Genomic DNA, 14320 nt, shown 5'->3' with positions numbered 1-14320 from the left:
CCGAAACCGTCGACTTGCCGAACTGTCGAAACTGTCGACTTGCTGAACTACCGAACTACCGAACTACCGAACTACCGAACCGTCGAAACCGGCGTTCCTGAATTCCGTCGGCGTCAGCCCCTGGGGAATTCGCCGCCGTCCACGACGAGATTGCTCCTGGTCACCCAGCTCGCCCGGTCGGACACGAGGAACAGCACCGCGTTGGCGATGTCGTCGGGCTGACCCTCGCGCCCCAGTGGCACGGTGGTGTGGTCCAGGACCGGCCCCGAGTCCAGGCGCGCCCACTGCTCCCGCGTCGCTTCGCCGCCAGGGGTGACGACTCTGCCGGGAGTCACGGTGTTGACCCGGATTCCGAACGGAGCCAGCTCCAGGGCCAGTCCCCGGCTGTAGTTCTCCAGCGCCGCCTTCGCCGCCGTGTAGTGCAGGAACGGTGGTGTCGTGAGAGGTACCGCGGCTGTGGAGATGTGCACGATCGCCCCCGAACGCTGTTCCCGCATCCCCGGTGTCAGCAGCGAGTCCAGCCGCACCGACGCCAGGTAGTTCAGGTCCAGTTGGTCCTGCCACTCCTCGTCCGGGATGGCCGAGGTGCCCTGATACGGCCGCGCCGCACCCGCGTTGTCGACCAGGATGTCCACCCCGCCGAGCACCTCCCGCGTGGCCGTGGCGACCGCCTCCGCTCCAGCGCGTGTCCGCAGGTCGGCGGCCACGAAGGTGGCCCCTTCCGGCATCGTGCTCGTCGCCGTCCTGGCGGTCGTGACCACCTCGGCGCCCGCGTCCAGGAGCTGGCGCACGACGGCTGCTCCGATTCCGCGGGAACCACCTGTGACCAGGGCCCGCTTTCCCGCGAGTTCTCGCGTTCCCGATCCGTTCTCGATCGTGGTCATGCCACTGGTCCTCTCGATTGCGTATCTGTCCGCTCGACGGAAGAAGGATCGATGCGCGCGGAATGCGAATCTTCGGAGAAATCGCGGTGCGCACCTTGTCGAGCTGTTTTGACGGTACGTCCGGAAAGGAAAGAGCGGCAAAGACGAAATGTCAGCAGGCGCTATAGGGAACTCCTATGGCCCCGGCTCCCTTCGCCCGTGGCCGGCGCGGGAAGGCGAACGACTTCGGGTCAGACGGTGCGATCCGCTCTCTGGCGTACCCACACCAGCCGGGCGCTGACATCCGGGCCCCGGCCGAACCTCCTCACCGCCCGATCCAGCGAGCACACGCTCATCCGCGCACCGCCCTCCACGCTGACGATCTCGGCATACCCGTCGAACGCCATGCCCCAGGCCGCGACTCGGGCATCCGCCTCGTCGGCGTGTCCCTCCGGAGGCTCGTACGACTGCACGACGGCGAACAGACGGGGTGCAGTGTCGTCGACCAACTCGTCTGCGAGTACGGCGAGTTCATCCAGGGGGCGCAGCAATGCGGCCTATTCGGGCGGAGTCTGTCCGGCTACCCCAGTTGGCATCATGACCTCCACTGAGCCTGAACGCAGGGTCGCCGCCAGGATGATCCGTCGGCATGTCCTGCTCAAGAACCCGCCGCCGCGTACGCACTCATCATCGACCCAGTCCATCCTGGGACGCGTCATCGGGAAGCCGTCGATCATGCGCGGTCAGCTGCGGAAGCTGCTCGACGCTGTGGAGGACCCGAACATGACTATCCAGGTCCTTCCCCGCGACGCAGGCGGGAGCCCGGGACTGGAGGGGCCGTTCGCCGTTCTGGCCCTGCCGGCCCCCATCTCCGACATCGGCTACACCGAGGGTCCGGCGGGTATGGGTCTACATCGAGGATCGCGAGCATGTGCGAGCGTGCACACCGCGGTTCGGCATTCTCACCGAACTGGCGCTCTCCCGTGCCGATTCCATGAACGTGATCGCCGCAGCGATGAAGACGTACGAGTGACGCGGGCAGGAGAAGCCGATCACATGCCGCAGAACGACCCGGAGGCAGGAACCGCGACGGCGGTCTCGCCCTCAGGCAAGTCGAGCCCTGTCAGCTGCTCAGGGTCGGTCCCCACATGTCTTTCCTCGCCTCGGACGGGCCTAGGCCCTGTGCGGCCGATCTTCGCCGGGCCCGGAACGCCGCAGCGACATCAGCCGCCACCGCGGCGGGCGCCATCTCGCCGCGTTGCCGAAACGCTCACAGGAAACCACCCTGGGGGCGCCCCGGCGCCTTGCGATCCACGGTGCCGGACGCCCCGGTCCGATCCGACCAGATCGGACCGGACAGGACCCAGTGACACGATCATCTGCCGCTCGCGGAGTGCTGCGCCCAGCCGGTGGCGGCCAACACCTCGCGCGCGATGTCATCGACCGTCCGCCCGTCCGTCACCACCCGCGCGGTGTCCGCAGGTGCCCGCTCGTCCAGCAGCCGCGCTTTGCGCGCGCTGCTTTCCAGCTCTCGCTCCAGCTCCGAGCCGATTTCCCGGCCCGTCAGCCGTTCGAGGGCGGTGGCGTCGGAGGCGGTGAGCATGACCCGTATGATCCGCACGTCCGCCCCCAATGCGCGCTCGAACATGCCTGCCGTCTCAGGCAGCACACTCAGAGGGTTCGTATAGATCAGACGACGGTAACCACGTCGGGCGAAGTTCGCCCACACCGCCGTCAGATTGCTCTCCGTGATCTCCGAACGATCAGGATCTCCCCGCGGCGCCGGATGTACCTGCCCCATGAAGTCGCCGTCAACGACCGCGTGAGAGACCGCCGCAGCTCGGAGCAGCGCCGAAGCCTCCCACGCCACCGTCGTCTTGCCGACACCCGCCCGCCCTCCGATGAGCAGTACTTCCGAGTGGTCCAGCAGTACTTCCGCATGCCCCATGGGGGCAGCGTGCCAGCTCGTGACCGCCTCACGCGATCGGATATCGATTCGTCTCCTGCTCGCAGCCCCCATCAGCAAGCAGGGACTGCGCGGGCGGTCAGCCCTCCGCCTTCGCCACCCCGATCGGGCACGAGACGCCCGTGCCGCCGAGGCCGCAGTAGCCCGCCGGGTTCTTGTCCAGGTACTGCTGGTGGGCCGCCTCCGCCGGGTAGAAGTCGCGGCCCTCGGCCGGGAGGATCTCCGTGCTGATCGTGCCGTAGCCGGAGCCTGCCAGGACCTGCTGGTAGGACGCGCGGGAGGCTTCCGCCTCCGCTGCCTGGGACGGCGAGTGGGTGTAGATCGCGGAGCGGTACTGGGTGCCGACGTCGTTGCCCTGGCGGAAGCCCTGGGTGGGGTTGTGGGACTCCCAGAAGAGCTTGAGCAGCTCGCTGTACGAGATGACCTTCGGGTCGAAGACGACGCGCACCGCTTCCGTGTGGCCCGTGCGGCCGGAGCAGACCTCTTCGTACGTCGGGTTCGGGGTGATGCCGCCCTGGTAGCCGACGAGGGTCGTCCAGACGCCGTCGCGCTGCCAGAACGTGCGCTCGGCGCCCCAGAAACAGCCCAGGCCGAAATCGGCGACCTCAAGGCCCCGCGGATACGGGCCGAGGAGCGGGTTGCCGAGGACGGTGTGGCGGGCGGGTACCGGGAACGCGGGCTCCGGGCGGCCGCGGAGGGCCTGGTCCGGGGTGGGGAGCTCGGGGGTGCGGCGGGACAGGAACATGGTCAGGTCTCCTCGGCTGTGGGGTCCTGACCGGACAACGTACGGATCGTGCCGGACATTCCGCGGGCCCCGCCGAACAGGGACCGGTTCCGGCCCGCACCGCCCCCGGCGCTGCTACTGGGACAGCGTCGCCGGGCTCCCGCCGTTCGCCTCGTACCCCGCCACCGCCAGCGCCCGGTACACCGCGTACTCCGCCGCCGGGTCACTGTCGTGCGTCCACGGCAGCGCTCCGACGTGGCCGTCCACCCGCAGCAGCTGGTTCATGGCCTCCGCCCAGCGTTCGGACCGTACGAGGAAGAGCACCAGCAGGTGCCGTACGTGCGCGAGCATCGGGTCGTCGGGGCGCGCGGCGTGCACCGCGAAGAGCGCGCCCTCCACCGCCTTCGTGACCACCGCGCCCTGGTAGAAGCCCTGCACCAGATTGACCTCGGGCAGATGCTCGTACACCGCGAACAGCGGCAGCGCCGCCAGCAGCGAGCCCTGCGGGGCGCGTGCGGCGGCCGTCGTCGCGAACTGGTCGGCCTCCTGGCGGGAGCCGTGCCACTTCTCGCACCAGAAGTGCAGCGCGGCCAGATGCGCCCCCATGTGCGCCGGAGCGCGGTCGATCACCTTCGCCCACAGCCGGTCGAACTCCTCGTGCGCGTAACCGAGCCCGCGCCCCACCGCCAGCTCGATGATGTACGGCACCGGGTCGCCGGGCGCCAGCAGCGCCGCCTCGCCGCAGACCGTACGGGCCTCCTCCAGGATGATCCGGAAGTCGTCCGTCCCGGCGGACGACGACCGCCACGCCTGCTGCACCAGGAACTCCGCGTGCACGGCCGCCCCGCCCGCGTCCTTCGGCGACTCCGACCGCCACGCCCGCAGCCATGCCCCGCCGACGCCGGGCCGCTGCTGAAGCTCCAGCGAGGCCGCGCCCGCGAACGCCTGCACACGCTGCCAGCGCACCTCACCCTCCTTGCCGGTCCCGGCGAGCAACTGCGCGGCGGCCCGCCAGTCCTGGGTGTGCTGTACGACATCGAGCACGTCGAGGAGGTCCTGGTCCGGCCCCGGCAGGCGCATGTCCAGCTCCTCCTGCCGTACGAAGCCGTACGCGGCCGGGTCGGCGGCATCGGGTGAGCCGGGCGCGGCCAGCTGGATGCCGCCGCGGCGACGCCTGACGTACGGGACGACGACCGCGGCCAGCAGGCCCATCGCGATCAGGAACCACAGAATCTCCATGGCGCCATTGTCCCGGACGCCGGGGAATCCCCGTCCGCCGGTCCGGTACCGTGCGGTCCGGTCCGATCCCGTGCGGTCCGGTCCTGGGCGGTCCGGTCCGATCCCGTGCGGTCCGGTCCGGTCGGAAGGGCACAGGAACGGTCCGGGACCGTCCTGGACGGCCGACCTGGATCAAGCGCGGCGCGGGAAGGGCGTCCGGCGCTACCCTCGGGCCTCATGAGTCAGCAGCACAGCACCGAGCAGCACCACTTCGAGACCCTCGCCATTCACGCGGGCAACACCGCGGATCCCCTTACCGGCGCGGTCGTTCCGCCGATCTACCAAGTGTCCACGTACAAGCAGGACGGTGTGGGCGGGCTGCGCGGCGGTTACGAGTACAGCCGCAGCGCCAACCCCACCCGTACCGCGCTGGAGGAGAACCTCGCGGCCCTCGAAGGCGGGCGGCGCGGGCTCGCCTTCGCCTCGGGGCTCGCGGCCGAGGACTGCCTGCTGCGTACGCTGCTGGCGCCCGGCGACCACGTGGTGATCCCGAACGACGCCTACGGCGGCACCTTCCGGCTCTTCGCCAAGGTCGTCTCCCGCTGGGGTGTGGAGTGGTCGGTCGCCGACACCTCCGACCCGGAGGCGGTACGGGCCGCGCTCACCCCCCGGACGAAGGCGATCTGGGTCGAGACCCCGTCGAACCCGCTTCTCGGCATCACCGACATCGCGAGCCTCGCCGGGATCGCGCGCACGGCCGGGGTGAAGCTCGTCGTCGACAACACCTTCGCCAGCCCGTATCTCCAGCAGCCGCTCGGGCTGGGCGCGGACGTGGTCGTGCACTCGACGACGAAGTACATGGGCGGGCACTCGGACGTGGTGGGCGGCGCGCTGGTCGTCAACGACACCGCGCTGGCGGACGAACTGACCTTCCACCAGAACGCGATGGGGGCCATCGCCGGTCCCTTCGACGCGTGGCTGGTGCTGCGCGGCATCAAGACGCTCGCCGTCCGGATGGACCGGCACAGCGAGAACGCGACGCGCGTCGCCGAGATGCTCGCCGAGCACCCCCGGGTGTCCAAGGTCTTCTACCCGGGCCTGCCCGGACACGCGGGCCATGAGGTCGCCGTCAAGCAGATGAAGGCGTTCGGCGGGATGGTCTCCTTCCAGGTCACGGGCGGCGAGGAGGCGGCGGTCGCGGTGTGCGACCGCGCGAAGCTGTTCACGCTGGGTGAGTCCCTGGGCGGGGTCGAGTCCCTGATCGAGCACCCCGGGCGGATGACGCACGCGTCGGCGGCGGGCTCGGCGCTGGAGGTGCCGTCCGACCTGGTCAGGCTCTCCGTGGGGATCGAGTCGGGCGACGACCTGCTGGCGGATCTGCGACAGGCGCTCGGCTGAGCGGAAGCCGACGGTGACGAGGCCCGGCGGTGCGGGCACCGCCGGGCCTCGTCACCAGTCCTCCAGCGGAGGCGTCGTCTCCGTCGGCGGCACGGTCCACGGTTGCGTGAGCGACACCCAGAGGCCGAACAGGAATACGGCGACGAACAGCAGTGTCCACCACGCCCGTCGTGCCGCCCGGCGTCTGCGCATCAGCCGGACGCCGAGCGCGGTGGCGCGCGGTACGAGATCGGCGGGGACGGCGGCCGGACGCGCCTGCTTCAGCATCCGCCGTACCTCGGCCTGTTTGCGGTCGGGGCCGTTCATGATCCGGCCTCCCGCGAACGCTCACCCGCGAGCCGCCGCATCGTCGTGACCGCGCGGGCGCAGATCGCGTGGACCCGCTCCACCGGGAGGCCGACCAGCGCCGCCGTCTGCTCCTCGGGCACGCCCTCGTACAGGCGCAGCACCAGTACGATCCGCTCCCGCGGCCCGAGCCGGGCGAGGATGCCGGACGGACCTGTGGCCCGGCGCCGCCGTCGGCGGACGTACCGGGCTCGGTCGTACCAGGCTCCGTGAGCGAAGCGGAGGGCCAGTTCCTGGCGGGTGCGGTCGTACGGGTCGTCGTCGCCGAGGCGGTCCCAGTCCGCGTACGTACGGGCCAGGGCCACGATCAGCAGACGCCTGGCGCGCGGGGCGGTGCCGGGCGGTTCGCCCGTCAGCAGTGTGGCCGCATGCAGCAGCCGGCCTGCCGTGCCCGCGGCGAACGCCTCGAACTCCCGGGCGCGACGGCGATCCCGGGCCGCCAGCCGCTCTCGCACGATCTCCATTGAGGCCGGTCAGTCGGCGAGGGTCAAGAGGGCGTCCCCGAGACCCAGTTGCTCACGCTCACGCATCCTCACCGGTGGATGTCGCCAGTGAGTGAAGTCGTGAACTGTCGTGCAGTAGGGATCGTGTGCCCGCGAGACGACCAGGCTCCAGGGGACAGGCTCTCCACTCCGGCCGGTCAACGGCATGTCGTAGGCCAGGGACGTACTCGACTCCGTGCCGTCCCATGTCACTACGCGAGTGATGTCGCGCTTTCCCGGAGGTTGCAGGACGCCTCGGACAAGCCGCGTCTGCGTTTCTGTCAGTGGGGCGGAGACGAAGCGCGGCATCGCCTCATGCCCAGCTCCTTACGGGCGCGGGGCATGAGGCCTGCTCGACCGGAGGGTGTGAGACTTCCGCTCCGGCTACGTATCGGTTTCCGGGACTGTCCCTGTTTCCGTCCCCGCGTCCGTCCCGGGCTCCGCGTCCCCGGACGGGACCCCCGTCGTGCCCGCCGCCGCCCGCGCCGCCAGTGCGCCGTTGAAGCGGGTGAGCAGGGTCGTGAAGGAGTCCCGCTCCTCCTCCGTCCAGCCGCCGGTGACCTGTGCCATCAACTCGCGTCGCGACGAACGGACTTCGTTGAGCCGGGCCAGCCCGCGCGCCGACACCTGGAGGACGACCGCGCGGCCGTCCTCCGGGTGCGACGTCCGCTTGACCAGACCGGTGTCGACGAGGGGCGCGACCTGGCGGGTGACGGTCGAGGAGTCGATGCCCATACCGGCGGCCAGGGCTTTGACACCCATCGGGCCCTCCTGGTCGAGGCGGTTGAGCAGCAGATAGGCGGCGCGGTCCATCGTGTTGCGGACCTGGCCGACACCGCCGAGCCGCGTCTGCTCCGCCCGCCGGGCGAAGACGGCCACCTGGTGCTGGAGGGCATCGAGGAGGCCGGCGCTGTCCGAGGATTCGGCAGGCCTCTCCCGGGAGACCGACGCAGCGGAAGTCATGTCCTGAATGGGGGGCATGGCTGGGGCTCTCTCGTGCGGGGGCCGGTTGATGGGGGACCAGCGTACGCGGCCCCGCCCTTGCCCGTACCGGCGCTGGGCAAACCTGTGAAAACCGACGGACGGGCACGCGCGCCGACTCGGTGGGGCACAGGTGCCGGTGTTTCGCGCCGAGCGCGCACGCCCGGCGCGAAACACCGGCGTGAACACCCGCTTCCCGCCCGTGAACCCCCGCCTGAACTCCAGGTATGGACACCGAGCGCCTTCCCGGCGGCGAGCTGCGAGACTGGCGTACATGAGCTTCGGCACCTCCCGCCCCACGCATCCCTTGATCCTCGATGACATCCGTGGGGCGCGGAAGATGCTCTCCGGAGTGGCGCGGATGACCGCGATGGAGGGGAGCAGATACCTGACGCAGCTGGTTGGCTCCCCGGTCCACTTCAAGTGCGAGAACCTTCAGCGGACCGGTTCCTTCAAGCTGCGCGGCGCGTACGTACGGATCGCCGGCCTGTCCCCGGAGGAACGCGCGGCCGGGGTCGTCGCGGCCAGCGCCGGCAACCACGCGCAGGGCGTCGCGCTCGCCTCCACGCTCCTCGGCGTACGGTCCACGGTCTTCATGCCGGTCGGCGCGCCGCTGCCCAAGGTCGCGGCGACCCGCGACTACGGCGCCGACGTACGGCTGCACGGGCAGGTGGTGGACGAGACCCTGGCAGCCGCGCAGGAGTACGCGCGGGACACCGGCGCGGTCTTCATCCACCCCTTCGACCACCCGGACATCATCGCCGGACAGGGCACGGTCGGGCTGGAGATCCTGGAGCAGTGCCCGGAGGTACGGACGATCCTCGTCGGCGTCGGCGGCGGCGGACTGATCGCGGGCGTGGCCCTCGCGGTGAAGACCGTACGCCCCGACGTCCAGGTGATCGGGGTGCAGGCGGAGGGCGCCGCCGCGTACCCGCCCTCGCTGGACGCGGGCCGGCCGGTGACGGTGGCCGGGACACCGCAGACGATGGCGGACGGCATCAAGGTGGGCCGCCCAGGCGACGTACCGTTCCAGCTGGTCAGGGAGCTGGTCGACGAAGTGCGTACGGTCTCCGAGGACGAGTTGGCCAGTGCGCTGCTGCTCTGCCTGGAGCGGGCGAAACTGGTCGTGGAACCGGCCGGCGCGAGCCCGGTGGCCGCGCTGCTCAGCGATCCCGGGGCGTTTCGCGGTCCGGTGGTGGCGGTGCTGTCCGGCGGCAATGTCGACCCGGTGCTGATGCAGCGGATCCTGCGGCACGGCATGTCGGCGGCCGGACGCTACCTGAGTCTGCGGCTGCGGGTGACGGACCGGCCGGGAGCGCTCGCGACGATGCTCCAGGTGCTGTCGGTGGCCGACGCCAATGTGCTCGACGTGAGTCATGTACGGACCGATCCCCGGCTCGGGCTGGCGGAGGCGGACGTGGAGTTGCATCTGGAGACGAAGGGCCCGGTGCACTGCACGGAGGTCGCGACGGCGCTGCGCGAGGCGGGCTACACGATCCTGGGCTGAGGGGCTGAGGGGCTGAGGGGCTGACGGGCTGAGTCGTCGGTCCGGACGTACGGCCGTCGGTCGGGACCTACGGCCGTCGGTTCCGGCGTACGCGTATGCCTGTACGCCCTGTCATGTGCCTCGCGTACGTCCTGCGCGAGACCACACATAAAACTCACATAAGTCTTGTGAGTCGCGATGTATCGCGATATTGTCCGGCTCTGGCTTGTCACGGTAGGTCTTTCGCTGAGCTTTTGCCGGGGATTTGTCAGGCTTTCCCTGGGCTTTCGTATTCGCCCGGTGAGGGCGGGTCGGCAAACCTAAGCTCTGGATGATCGTAAAACCACCGACAGCGGCACAAATGTCAGCAGCAGCAGCAACAACAGCAACAGCACTAGCAACAGCCACAGCCACGCTGGGAGAACCACATGCCAGGTGCCATCTACGCCGAAGGCCTGGTGAAGACCTTCGGCGATGTAAGGGCTCTGGACGGCGTCGATCTCGATGTCCCCGAGGGCACCGTCCTGGGGCTCCTCGGGCCCAACGGCGCCGGTAAGACCACTGCCGTACGTGTCCTGACCACGCTGCTCCAGCCCGACAGCGGACGAGCGGTCGTCGCCGGGATCGACGTCGTCAAGCACCCCAACGAAGTACGCCGGTCCATCGGCCTCTCCGGCCAGTTCGCGGCGGTCGACGAGTATCTGACCGGCCGCGAGAACCTCCGGATGGTCGGGCGGCTCTACCAGATGAGTTCCCGTGGCGCGAAGGCCCGCGCGGACGAACTGCTGGAGCGCTTCCACCTCTCCGACGCGGCGGACCGTACCGCCAAGACCTACTCGGGCGGCATGCGCCGCCGCCTCGACCTCGCCGCCGCGCTCGTGGTCTCCCCGCCGGTGATGTTCATGGACGAGCCGACGACGGGCCTCGACCCGCGCAACCGCCTCCAGCTGTGGGGGATCATCCAGGACCTCGTGGCCGGCGGAACGACCCTGCTGCTCACGACGCAGTATCTGGAGGAGGCCGACCACCTGGCCCATGACATCTGCGTCGTGGACCACGGCCAGGTCATCGCCCGTGGCACCGCCGACGAGCTCAAGGCCCGCACGGGCGGCGAGCGCGTCGAGGTCGTCGTCCACGAACGCGACCAGATCGAGCCCACCCGCGCCGTGCTGGCCGCCTTCGGCAAGGGCGGCGAGGTCGCGGTCGCCGAGCACACCCGCAAGCTGACCGTCCCGGTCTCCGGCGGCGCCAAGCTGCTCGCCGAGGTCATCAGGGAACTGGACACACGCGGCGTCGAGATCGATGACATCGGCCTGCGCCGCCCCACCCTCGACGACGTGTTCATCTCGCTCACCGGCCACGCCGCCGAGGACGCCGACCAGCCGGACGAACACGACGCGGTACCGCTCACGAAGGAGGCCGGCAAGTGACCGCCAGCGAAGCCACCGGGAGCGCCGGGGCCCTGACCCCCCGGCCGCGCGGCGTGATCATGCAGTCCGCCGTCGACTCGCTCGTCGTCGCCAAGCGCAACCTGATCCGGATGACCCGGATCCCCGAAGTGGTGCTCTTCGGGCTCATCCAGCCGATCATGTTCGTGGTGCTGTTCAGCTACGTCTTCGGCGGCTCACTGAAGGTCGGCGGCAGCACCAGCGCCGACGTGTACCGCAACTTCCTGATGGCCGGCATCTTCGCCCAGACCGTCACCTTCGCCACGGCGGGCGCGGGCGCGGGAATCGCCGACGACATGCACAAGGGCCTCATCGACCGGTTCCGCTCGCTGCCCATGGCACGCGGTGCTGTCCTCACCGGCCGTACGCTCGCCGATCTCGTCCAGACCGCGCTCACCGTCGTCGTCCTCGCGGTCGTCGCCGTGCTCGTCGGCTGGCGGATCCACGAGGGCGTACCCAAGGCGCTCGGCGCGTTCGCGCTGCTGCTCCTGCTCGGGTACGCGTTCTCCTGGATCGGCGCGCTGATCGGACTCACGGTCCGTACGCCGGAGGCCGCCACCTCGGGCGGGCTGATCTGGCTGTTCCCGGTGACGTTCATCTCCAACGCCTTCGTCGACACCAGTCAGATGACGCCCTGGCTGCGGCACGTCGCCGACTGGAATCCGTTCAGCGCCACCGTGCAGGCCTGCCGGGTACTGTTCGGCAATCCCGGGGTCTCGCCGTCCCCGGCCTGGCCGATGGTGCATCCGGTGTGGGCCTCGGTGATCTGGTCGATCGTGATCATCGCGGTGTTCCGGACGCTCTCGGTGCGCAAGTACCGCTCGGCGACGGTCTGAGGAGCGGTCCGTACGGGGTGCGCACCACCACGGCTGTACGACAGTGGCCCCCGGCATCCGTGCCGGGGGCCACTGTGACATCAGAGGCCGAAGAGCGGGGCTCAGCCCTGGTACGGCTTGGCGCCGAGGATCTTCACGGAGGCCTTCTTGCCGTTCGGCAGTTCGTACTCCGCGTCCTCGCCGATCTTCTTGCCGTTCACGCCGCTGCCCAGCGGGGACTGCGGCGAGTAGGTCTCGATGTCCGAGCTGGCGTACTCGCGCGACGCCAGGAGGAAGTCCAGGGTGTCGTCCTCGTCCCCGTCGAACGCGATCGTCACGACCATGCCGGGGGCCACCACGCCGCTCGCCTTCGGAGCCTCGCCGACCTTCGCGTTCTCCAGGAGCTGGGTCAGCTGGCGTACCCGGAGCTCCTGCTTGCCCTGCTCCTCCTTGGCCGCGTGGTAACCGCCGTTCTCCCGCAGGTCGCCCTCCTCACGGGCCGCCGCGATCTTCGTAGAGATCTCCGTGCGCGCGGGACCAGACAGGTAGTCCAGCTCGGCCTTGAGCTGGTTGTACGCCTCCTGGGTGAGCCAGGTGACGTTCTCGCTGGTCTGGGTCACAGGTGCTCCTCGTAGGTACCGGGAATACAAAGCAACGCCCTACTCAGAAGGATGTGCCTTCTCGTGAGGGCGAAACCACGAGCCTAACAATTTCGTGGCGCGAGGGGGAGGACAATTGCCGTCAGAATTGCGTCGCCGCAGGTCAGCGCCAAGACGTACGGCGGGTCCGGTGGCGGGACGGGAAACCCGGGGGACATCCGGAGTCCACGGGAGGCGGTGCGCGCCGGAAGACCGGCCGGAGGCGGGCCGACGGTCGGCCGGGGGATCGGCCGGAGGCCGGTCCGAGACCAGCGGGGGACGGTCCGCCGTCAGTCCTGCGTACAGCTCATCAGCTCGGTGCTGGTCGCGCTCTCCGTCGTACGTACGGTGACGACCCGGTCGATCCGCGTCTCGCCCGCGCCGAACCGGACGTCCTTGCGGCCCACCTCGGCGCCGCTCTCCGCGAGGGAGCGCAGCGTACAGCTGCCGGTGGCGTCCCGGTCCTTGCGGACCTCCAGATGCGCCTCGACAGAGGTCGCGGAAATCCGCTTGAACTTGATGAGCTCTCCGGAGACACTCCGGTCGACCACGTAGTGATAGCCGAACCAGCAGAGCAGGCCGAGCAGCGCGACGCCGAGCACCGCGCCCACGATCTTGAGCTTGTGGTCCGCGTGCTGGTCCGCCGAGCGGCCGTAGCGGCCCGGGGGAAGCTCCTCGCGCACCACGGCCATGATCGTTCCCTCCGGAGTCGGGCAGCGCGGAATTTCCGCCCCCCGATATCCGTCACTATAGAAGCCGTCTGATGCGACAAATCACTGAGGATCGAGTCTTGACTGAGCAGCTGCGACTCATGGCCGTGCACGCCCACCCCGACGACGAGTCGAGCAAGGGTGCGGCCACGATGGCCAAGTACGTGTCCGAGGGGGTGGACGTGCTGGTCGTGACCTGCACGGGAGGCGAGCGCGGCTCCATCCTCAACCCGAGGCTCCAGGGTGACCCCTATATCGAGGAGCACATCCACGAGGTCCGCAAGAAGGAGATGGACGAGGCTCGCGAGATCCTCGGCGTCGAGCAGGAGTGGCTCGGGTACGTCGACTCCGGGCTGCCGGAGGGCGATCCGCTGCCGCCGCTGCCCCCGGGCTGCTTCGCGCTGGCGGACATCGACGAGGCGGCCGGCCGGCTCGTACGGTCCATCCGTGCGTTCAGGCCGCAGGTCATCACGACGTACGACGAGAACGGCGGATATCCGCACCCCGACCACATCATGACCCACAAGATCTCGATGGTGGCGTTCGAGTCGGCGGCGGACAAGGAGAAGTACCCGGAGGACGAGTTCGGGCCGGTCTGGCAGCCGGAGAAGCTCTACTACAACCAGGGCTTCAACCGGCCACGTACGGTCGCGCTGCACGAGGCGCTGCTGGCGCGCGGTCTGGAGTCCCCGTACGGGGAGTGGCTGGAGCGGTGGAAGGAGTTCGAGCGGGTCGAGCGGACGCTGACCACGCACATTCCCTGCGCGGACTTCTTCGAGATCCGTGACAAGGCGCTGATCGCGCACGCCACGCAGATCGACCCGGACGGGGGCTGGTTCCGGATCCCGATGGACGTCCAGCGGGAGGTCTGGCCGACGGAGGAGTACGAGCTGGCGAAGTCCCTCGTCGATACGTCCCTCCCCGAGAGCGACCTCTTCGCGGGCATCCGAGAGAATGCCTGATATGTATGCGACCCAGGCAATGACGTACGCGGTTCCCCTCGCCCAGGAGCTCGACCAGAACAAGGTGACGCCCGGCGTTCTCGGGTTCATCGTGTTCGCGGTGATGGCGGGCGCCGTGTGGCTGCTGATGAAGTCGATGAACCGCCACATGGGCAAGGTCGACTTCAAGGAGTCCCCGGCCCCGGCTTCGGCGGCCCCGTCGACGCCGAAGCAGGCTTCCCCGAACGAGTAGCGAGCAGGCTTCCCGGAACGAGTAGCGCGGCACGCTGCCCGCACCCCGGCCG

At 69.6% G+C, this 14320-nt stretch carries 16 protein-coding genes and 1 pseudogene; 7 read left to right on the top strand and 10 right to left on the bottom strand.

What is annotated here, in order from left to right; all coding sequences use genetic code 11:
* Nucleotides 1-113: 113 nt before the first annotated feature.
* Together ACIOJD_RS04300 and ACIOJD_RS04295 are read right to left on the bottom strand one after the other, a co-directional pair.
* Entirely contained in the window at nt 114-884 is a 771-nt protein-coding gene (locus tag ACIOJD_RS04300; protein ID WP_401908157.1) for an SDR family oxidoreductase, read from the bottom strand.
* A 230-nt stretch (nt 885-1114) separates the two neighbouring features.
* Nucleotides 1115-1414: a hypothetical protein gene (locus tag ACIOJD_RS04295; protein ID WP_401908155.1), complete on the bottom strand. Its 300-nt coding sequence runs from the start codon at nt 1412-1414 to the stop codon at nt 1115-1117.
* A 46-nt stretch (nt 1415-1460) separates the two neighbouring features.
* On the opposite strand from ACIOJD_RS04295, the pseudogene ACIOJD_RS04290 reads away from it, so the two are divergent.
* Nucleotides 1461-1757, top strand: a pseudogene (locus ACIOJD_RS04290) (Scr1 family TA system antitoxin-like transcriptional regulator); the annotation flags it as partial.
* A 481-nt stretch (nt 1758-2238) separates the two neighbouring features.
* Here ACIOJD_RS04290 and ACIOJD_RS04285 read toward each other — a convergent pair.
* The 3 genes from ACIOJD_RS04285 to ACIOJD_RS04275 form a co-directional block, all read right to left on the bottom strand.
* Nucleotides 2239-2790 (bottom strand): AAA family ATPase, encoded by a 552-nt coding sequence (locus ACIOJD_RS04285; protein WP_401908965.1) that lies wholly within the window; start codon nt 2788-2790, stop codon nt 2239-2241.
* A gap of 118 nt (nt 2791-2908) precedes the next feature.
* Nucleotides 2909-3574: a peptide-methionine (S)-S-oxide reductase MsrA gene (msrA, locus tag ACIOJD_RS04280; RefSeq protein WP_401908153.1), complete on the bottom strand. Its 666-nt coding sequence runs from the start codon at nt 3572-3574 to the stop codon at nt 2909-2911.
* 114 nt (nt 3575-3688) lie between these two features.
* Nucleotides 3689-4792, bottom strand: a complete 1104-nt coding sequence (locus tag ACIOJD_RS04275) for a hypothetical protein (RefSeq protein ID WP_401908151.1) — start codon at nt 4790-4792, stop codon at nt 3689-3691.
* A gap of 216 nt (nt 4793-5008) precedes the next feature.
* Between ACIOJD_RS04275 and ACIOJD_RS04270 the strand changes: the two genes are divergently transcribed.
* Nucleotides 5009-6169, top strand: coding sequence for a cystathionine gamma-synthase (locus ACIOJD_RS04270; protein WP_401908149.1), 1161 nt, complete (start codon nt 5009-5011; stop codon nt 6167-6169).
* Nucleotides 6170-6220: 51 nt separating this feature from the next.
* On the opposite strand, the gene ACIOJD_RS04265 is transcribed toward ACIOJD_RS04270, so the two are convergent.
* The 3 genes from ACIOJD_RS04265 to ACIOJD_RS04255 form a co-directional block, all read right to left on the bottom strand.
* Nucleotides 6221-6475: a hypothetical protein gene (locus ACIOJD_RS04265; protein WP_401908148.1), complete on the bottom strand. Its 255-nt coding sequence runs from the start codon at nt 6473-6475 to the stop codon at nt 6221-6223.
* The gene (locus tag ACIOJD_RS04260) at nt 6472-6969 is read right to left on the bottom strand and encodes a sigma factor-like helix-turn-helix DNA-binding protein (protein ID WP_401908962.1); all 498 of its coding nucleotides are present in this window, start codon (nt 6967-6969) and stop codon (nt 6472-6474) included. The genes ACIOJD_RS04265 and ACIOJD_RS04260 overlap by 4 nt, the downstream gene beginning before the upstream one ends.
* Before the next feature lie 411 nt (nt 6970-7380).
* Nucleotides 7381-7977: a MarR family winged helix-turn-helix transcriptional regulator gene (locus tag ACIOJD_RS04255; protein WP_401908146.1), complete on the bottom strand. Its 597-nt coding sequence runs from the start codon at nt 7975-7977 to the stop codon at nt 7381-7383.
* Nucleotides 7978-8251: 274 nt separating this feature from the next.
* Between ACIOJD_RS04255 and ilvA the strand changes: the two genes are divergently transcribed.
* The 3 genes from ilvA (at nt 8252) to ACIOJD_RS04240 (ending at nt 11747) form a co-directional block, all read left to right on the top strand.
* Nucleotides 8252-9484, top strand: a complete 1233-nt coding sequence (gene ilvA, locus ACIOJD_RS04250; protein WP_401908144.1) for a threonine ammonia-lyase — start codon at nt 8252-8254, stop codon at nt 9482-9484.
* Between the two features lie 407 nt (nt 9485-9891).
* Entirely contained in the window at nt 9892-10893 is a 1002-nt protein-coding gene (locus tag ACIOJD_RS04245) for an ATP-binding cassette domain-containing protein (RefSeq protein WP_401908143.1), read from the top strand.
* Between the two features lie 59 nt (nt 10894-10952).
* A complete protein-coding gene (locus tag ACIOJD_RS04240; RefSeq protein WP_401908960.1) occupies nt 10953-11747 on the top strand; it encodes an ABC transporter permease in 795 nt (264 codons plus the stop codon).
* A gap of 101 nt (nt 11748-11848) precedes the next feature.
* On the opposite strand, the gene greA is transcribed toward ACIOJD_RS04240, so the two are convergent.
* Complete coding sequence (gene greA, locus ACIOJD_RS04235) at nt 11849-12346, bottom strand: transcription elongation factor GreA (RefSeq protein ID WP_401908141.1); 498 nt, start codon at nt 12344-12346, stop codon at nt 11849-11851.
* A 308-nt stretch (nt 12347-12654) separates the two neighbouring features.
* A complete protein-coding gene (locus ACIOJD_RS04230; protein WP_401908140.1) occupies nt 12655-13056 on the bottom strand; it encodes a DUF4307 domain-containing protein in 402 nt (133 codons plus the stop codon).
* A 98-nt stretch (nt 13057-13154) separates the two neighbouring features.
* Here ACIOJD_RS04230 and mca point away from each other — a divergent pair, with 98 nt between their 5' ends.
* Together mca and ACIOJD_RS04220 are read left to right on the top strand one after the other, a co-directional pair.
* Complete coding sequence (mca, locus tag ACIOJD_RS04225) at nt 13155-14036, top strand: mycothiol conjugate amidase Mca (RefSeq protein ID WP_401908138.1); 882 nt, start codon at nt 13155-13157, stop codon at nt 14034-14036.
* Between the two features lies 1 nt (nt 14037).
* Nucleotides 14038-14268 carry a hypothetical protein gene (locus tag ACIOJD_RS04220; protein ID WP_401908137.1) on the top strand — a complete coding sequence of 77 codons (231 nt, stop codon included), beginning with the start codon at nt 14038-14040 and terminating at the stop codon, nt 14266-14268.
* Nucleotides 14269-14320: the final 52 nt, after the last annotated feature.

It is taken from the genome of Streptomyces sp. NPDC088116 (assembly GCF_044741745.1).
Taxonomy (GTDB): Bacteria; Actinomycetota; Actinomycetes; order Streptomycetales; family Streptomycetaceae; genus Streptomyces.
Note: the sequence above shows the minus strand (reverse complement) of the source record. Positions and strands in the feature narration are given on the sequence as shown.

What these genes read in the sequence shown, in the direction of transcription:
- ACIOJD_RS04230 (WP_401908140.1), bottom strand. Translation starts at nt 13,056, where the DNA reads ATGGCCGTGGTGCGCGAGGAGCTTCCCCCGGGCCGCTACGGCCGCTCG.
- ACIOJD_RS04270 (WP_401908149.1), top strand. Translation starts at nt 5,009, where the DNA reads ATGAGTCAGCAGCACAGCACCGAGCAGCACCACTTCGAGACCCTCGCC.
- ACIOJD_RS04300 (WP_401908157.1), bottom strand. Translation starts at nt 884, where the DNA reads ATGACCACGATCGAGAACGGATCGGGAACGCGAGAACTCGCGGGAAAG.
- msrA (WP_401908153.1), bottom strand. Translation starts at nt 3,574, where the DNA reads ATGTTCCTGTCCCGCCGCACCCCCGAGCTCCCCACCCCGGACCAGGCC.
- ilvA (WP_401908144.1), top strand. Translation starts at nt 8,252, where the DNA reads ATGAGCTTCGGCACCTCCCGCCCCACGCATCCCTTGATCCTCGATGAC.
- ACIOJD_RS04245 (WP_401908143.1), top strand. Translation starts at nt 9,892, where the DNA reads ATGCCAGGTGCCATCTACGCCGAAGGCCTGGTGAAGACCTTCGGCGAT.
- ACIOJD_RS04255 (WP_401908146.1), bottom strand. Translation starts at nt 7,977, where the DNA reads ATGCCCCCCATTCAGGACATGACTTCCGCTGCGTCGGTCTCCCGGGAG.
- ACIOJD_RS04265 (WP_401908148.1), bottom strand. Translation starts at nt 6,475, where the DNA reads ATGAACGGCCCCGACCGCAAACAGGCCGAGGTACGGCGGATGCTGAAG.
- ACIOJD_RS04220 (WP_401908137.1), top strand. Translation starts at nt 14,038, where the DNA reads ATGTATGCGACCCAGGCAATGACGTACGCGGTTCCCCTCGCCCAGGAG.
- ACIOJD_RS04275 (WP_401908151.1), bottom strand. Translation starts at nt 4,792, where the DNA reads ATGGAGATTCTGTGGTTCCTGATCGCGATGGGCCTGCTGGCCGCGGTC.
- ACIOJD_RS04240 (WP_401908960.1), top strand. Translation starts at nt 10,953, where the DNA reads ATGCAGTCCGCCGTCGACTCGCTCGTCGTCGCCAAGCGCAACCTGATC.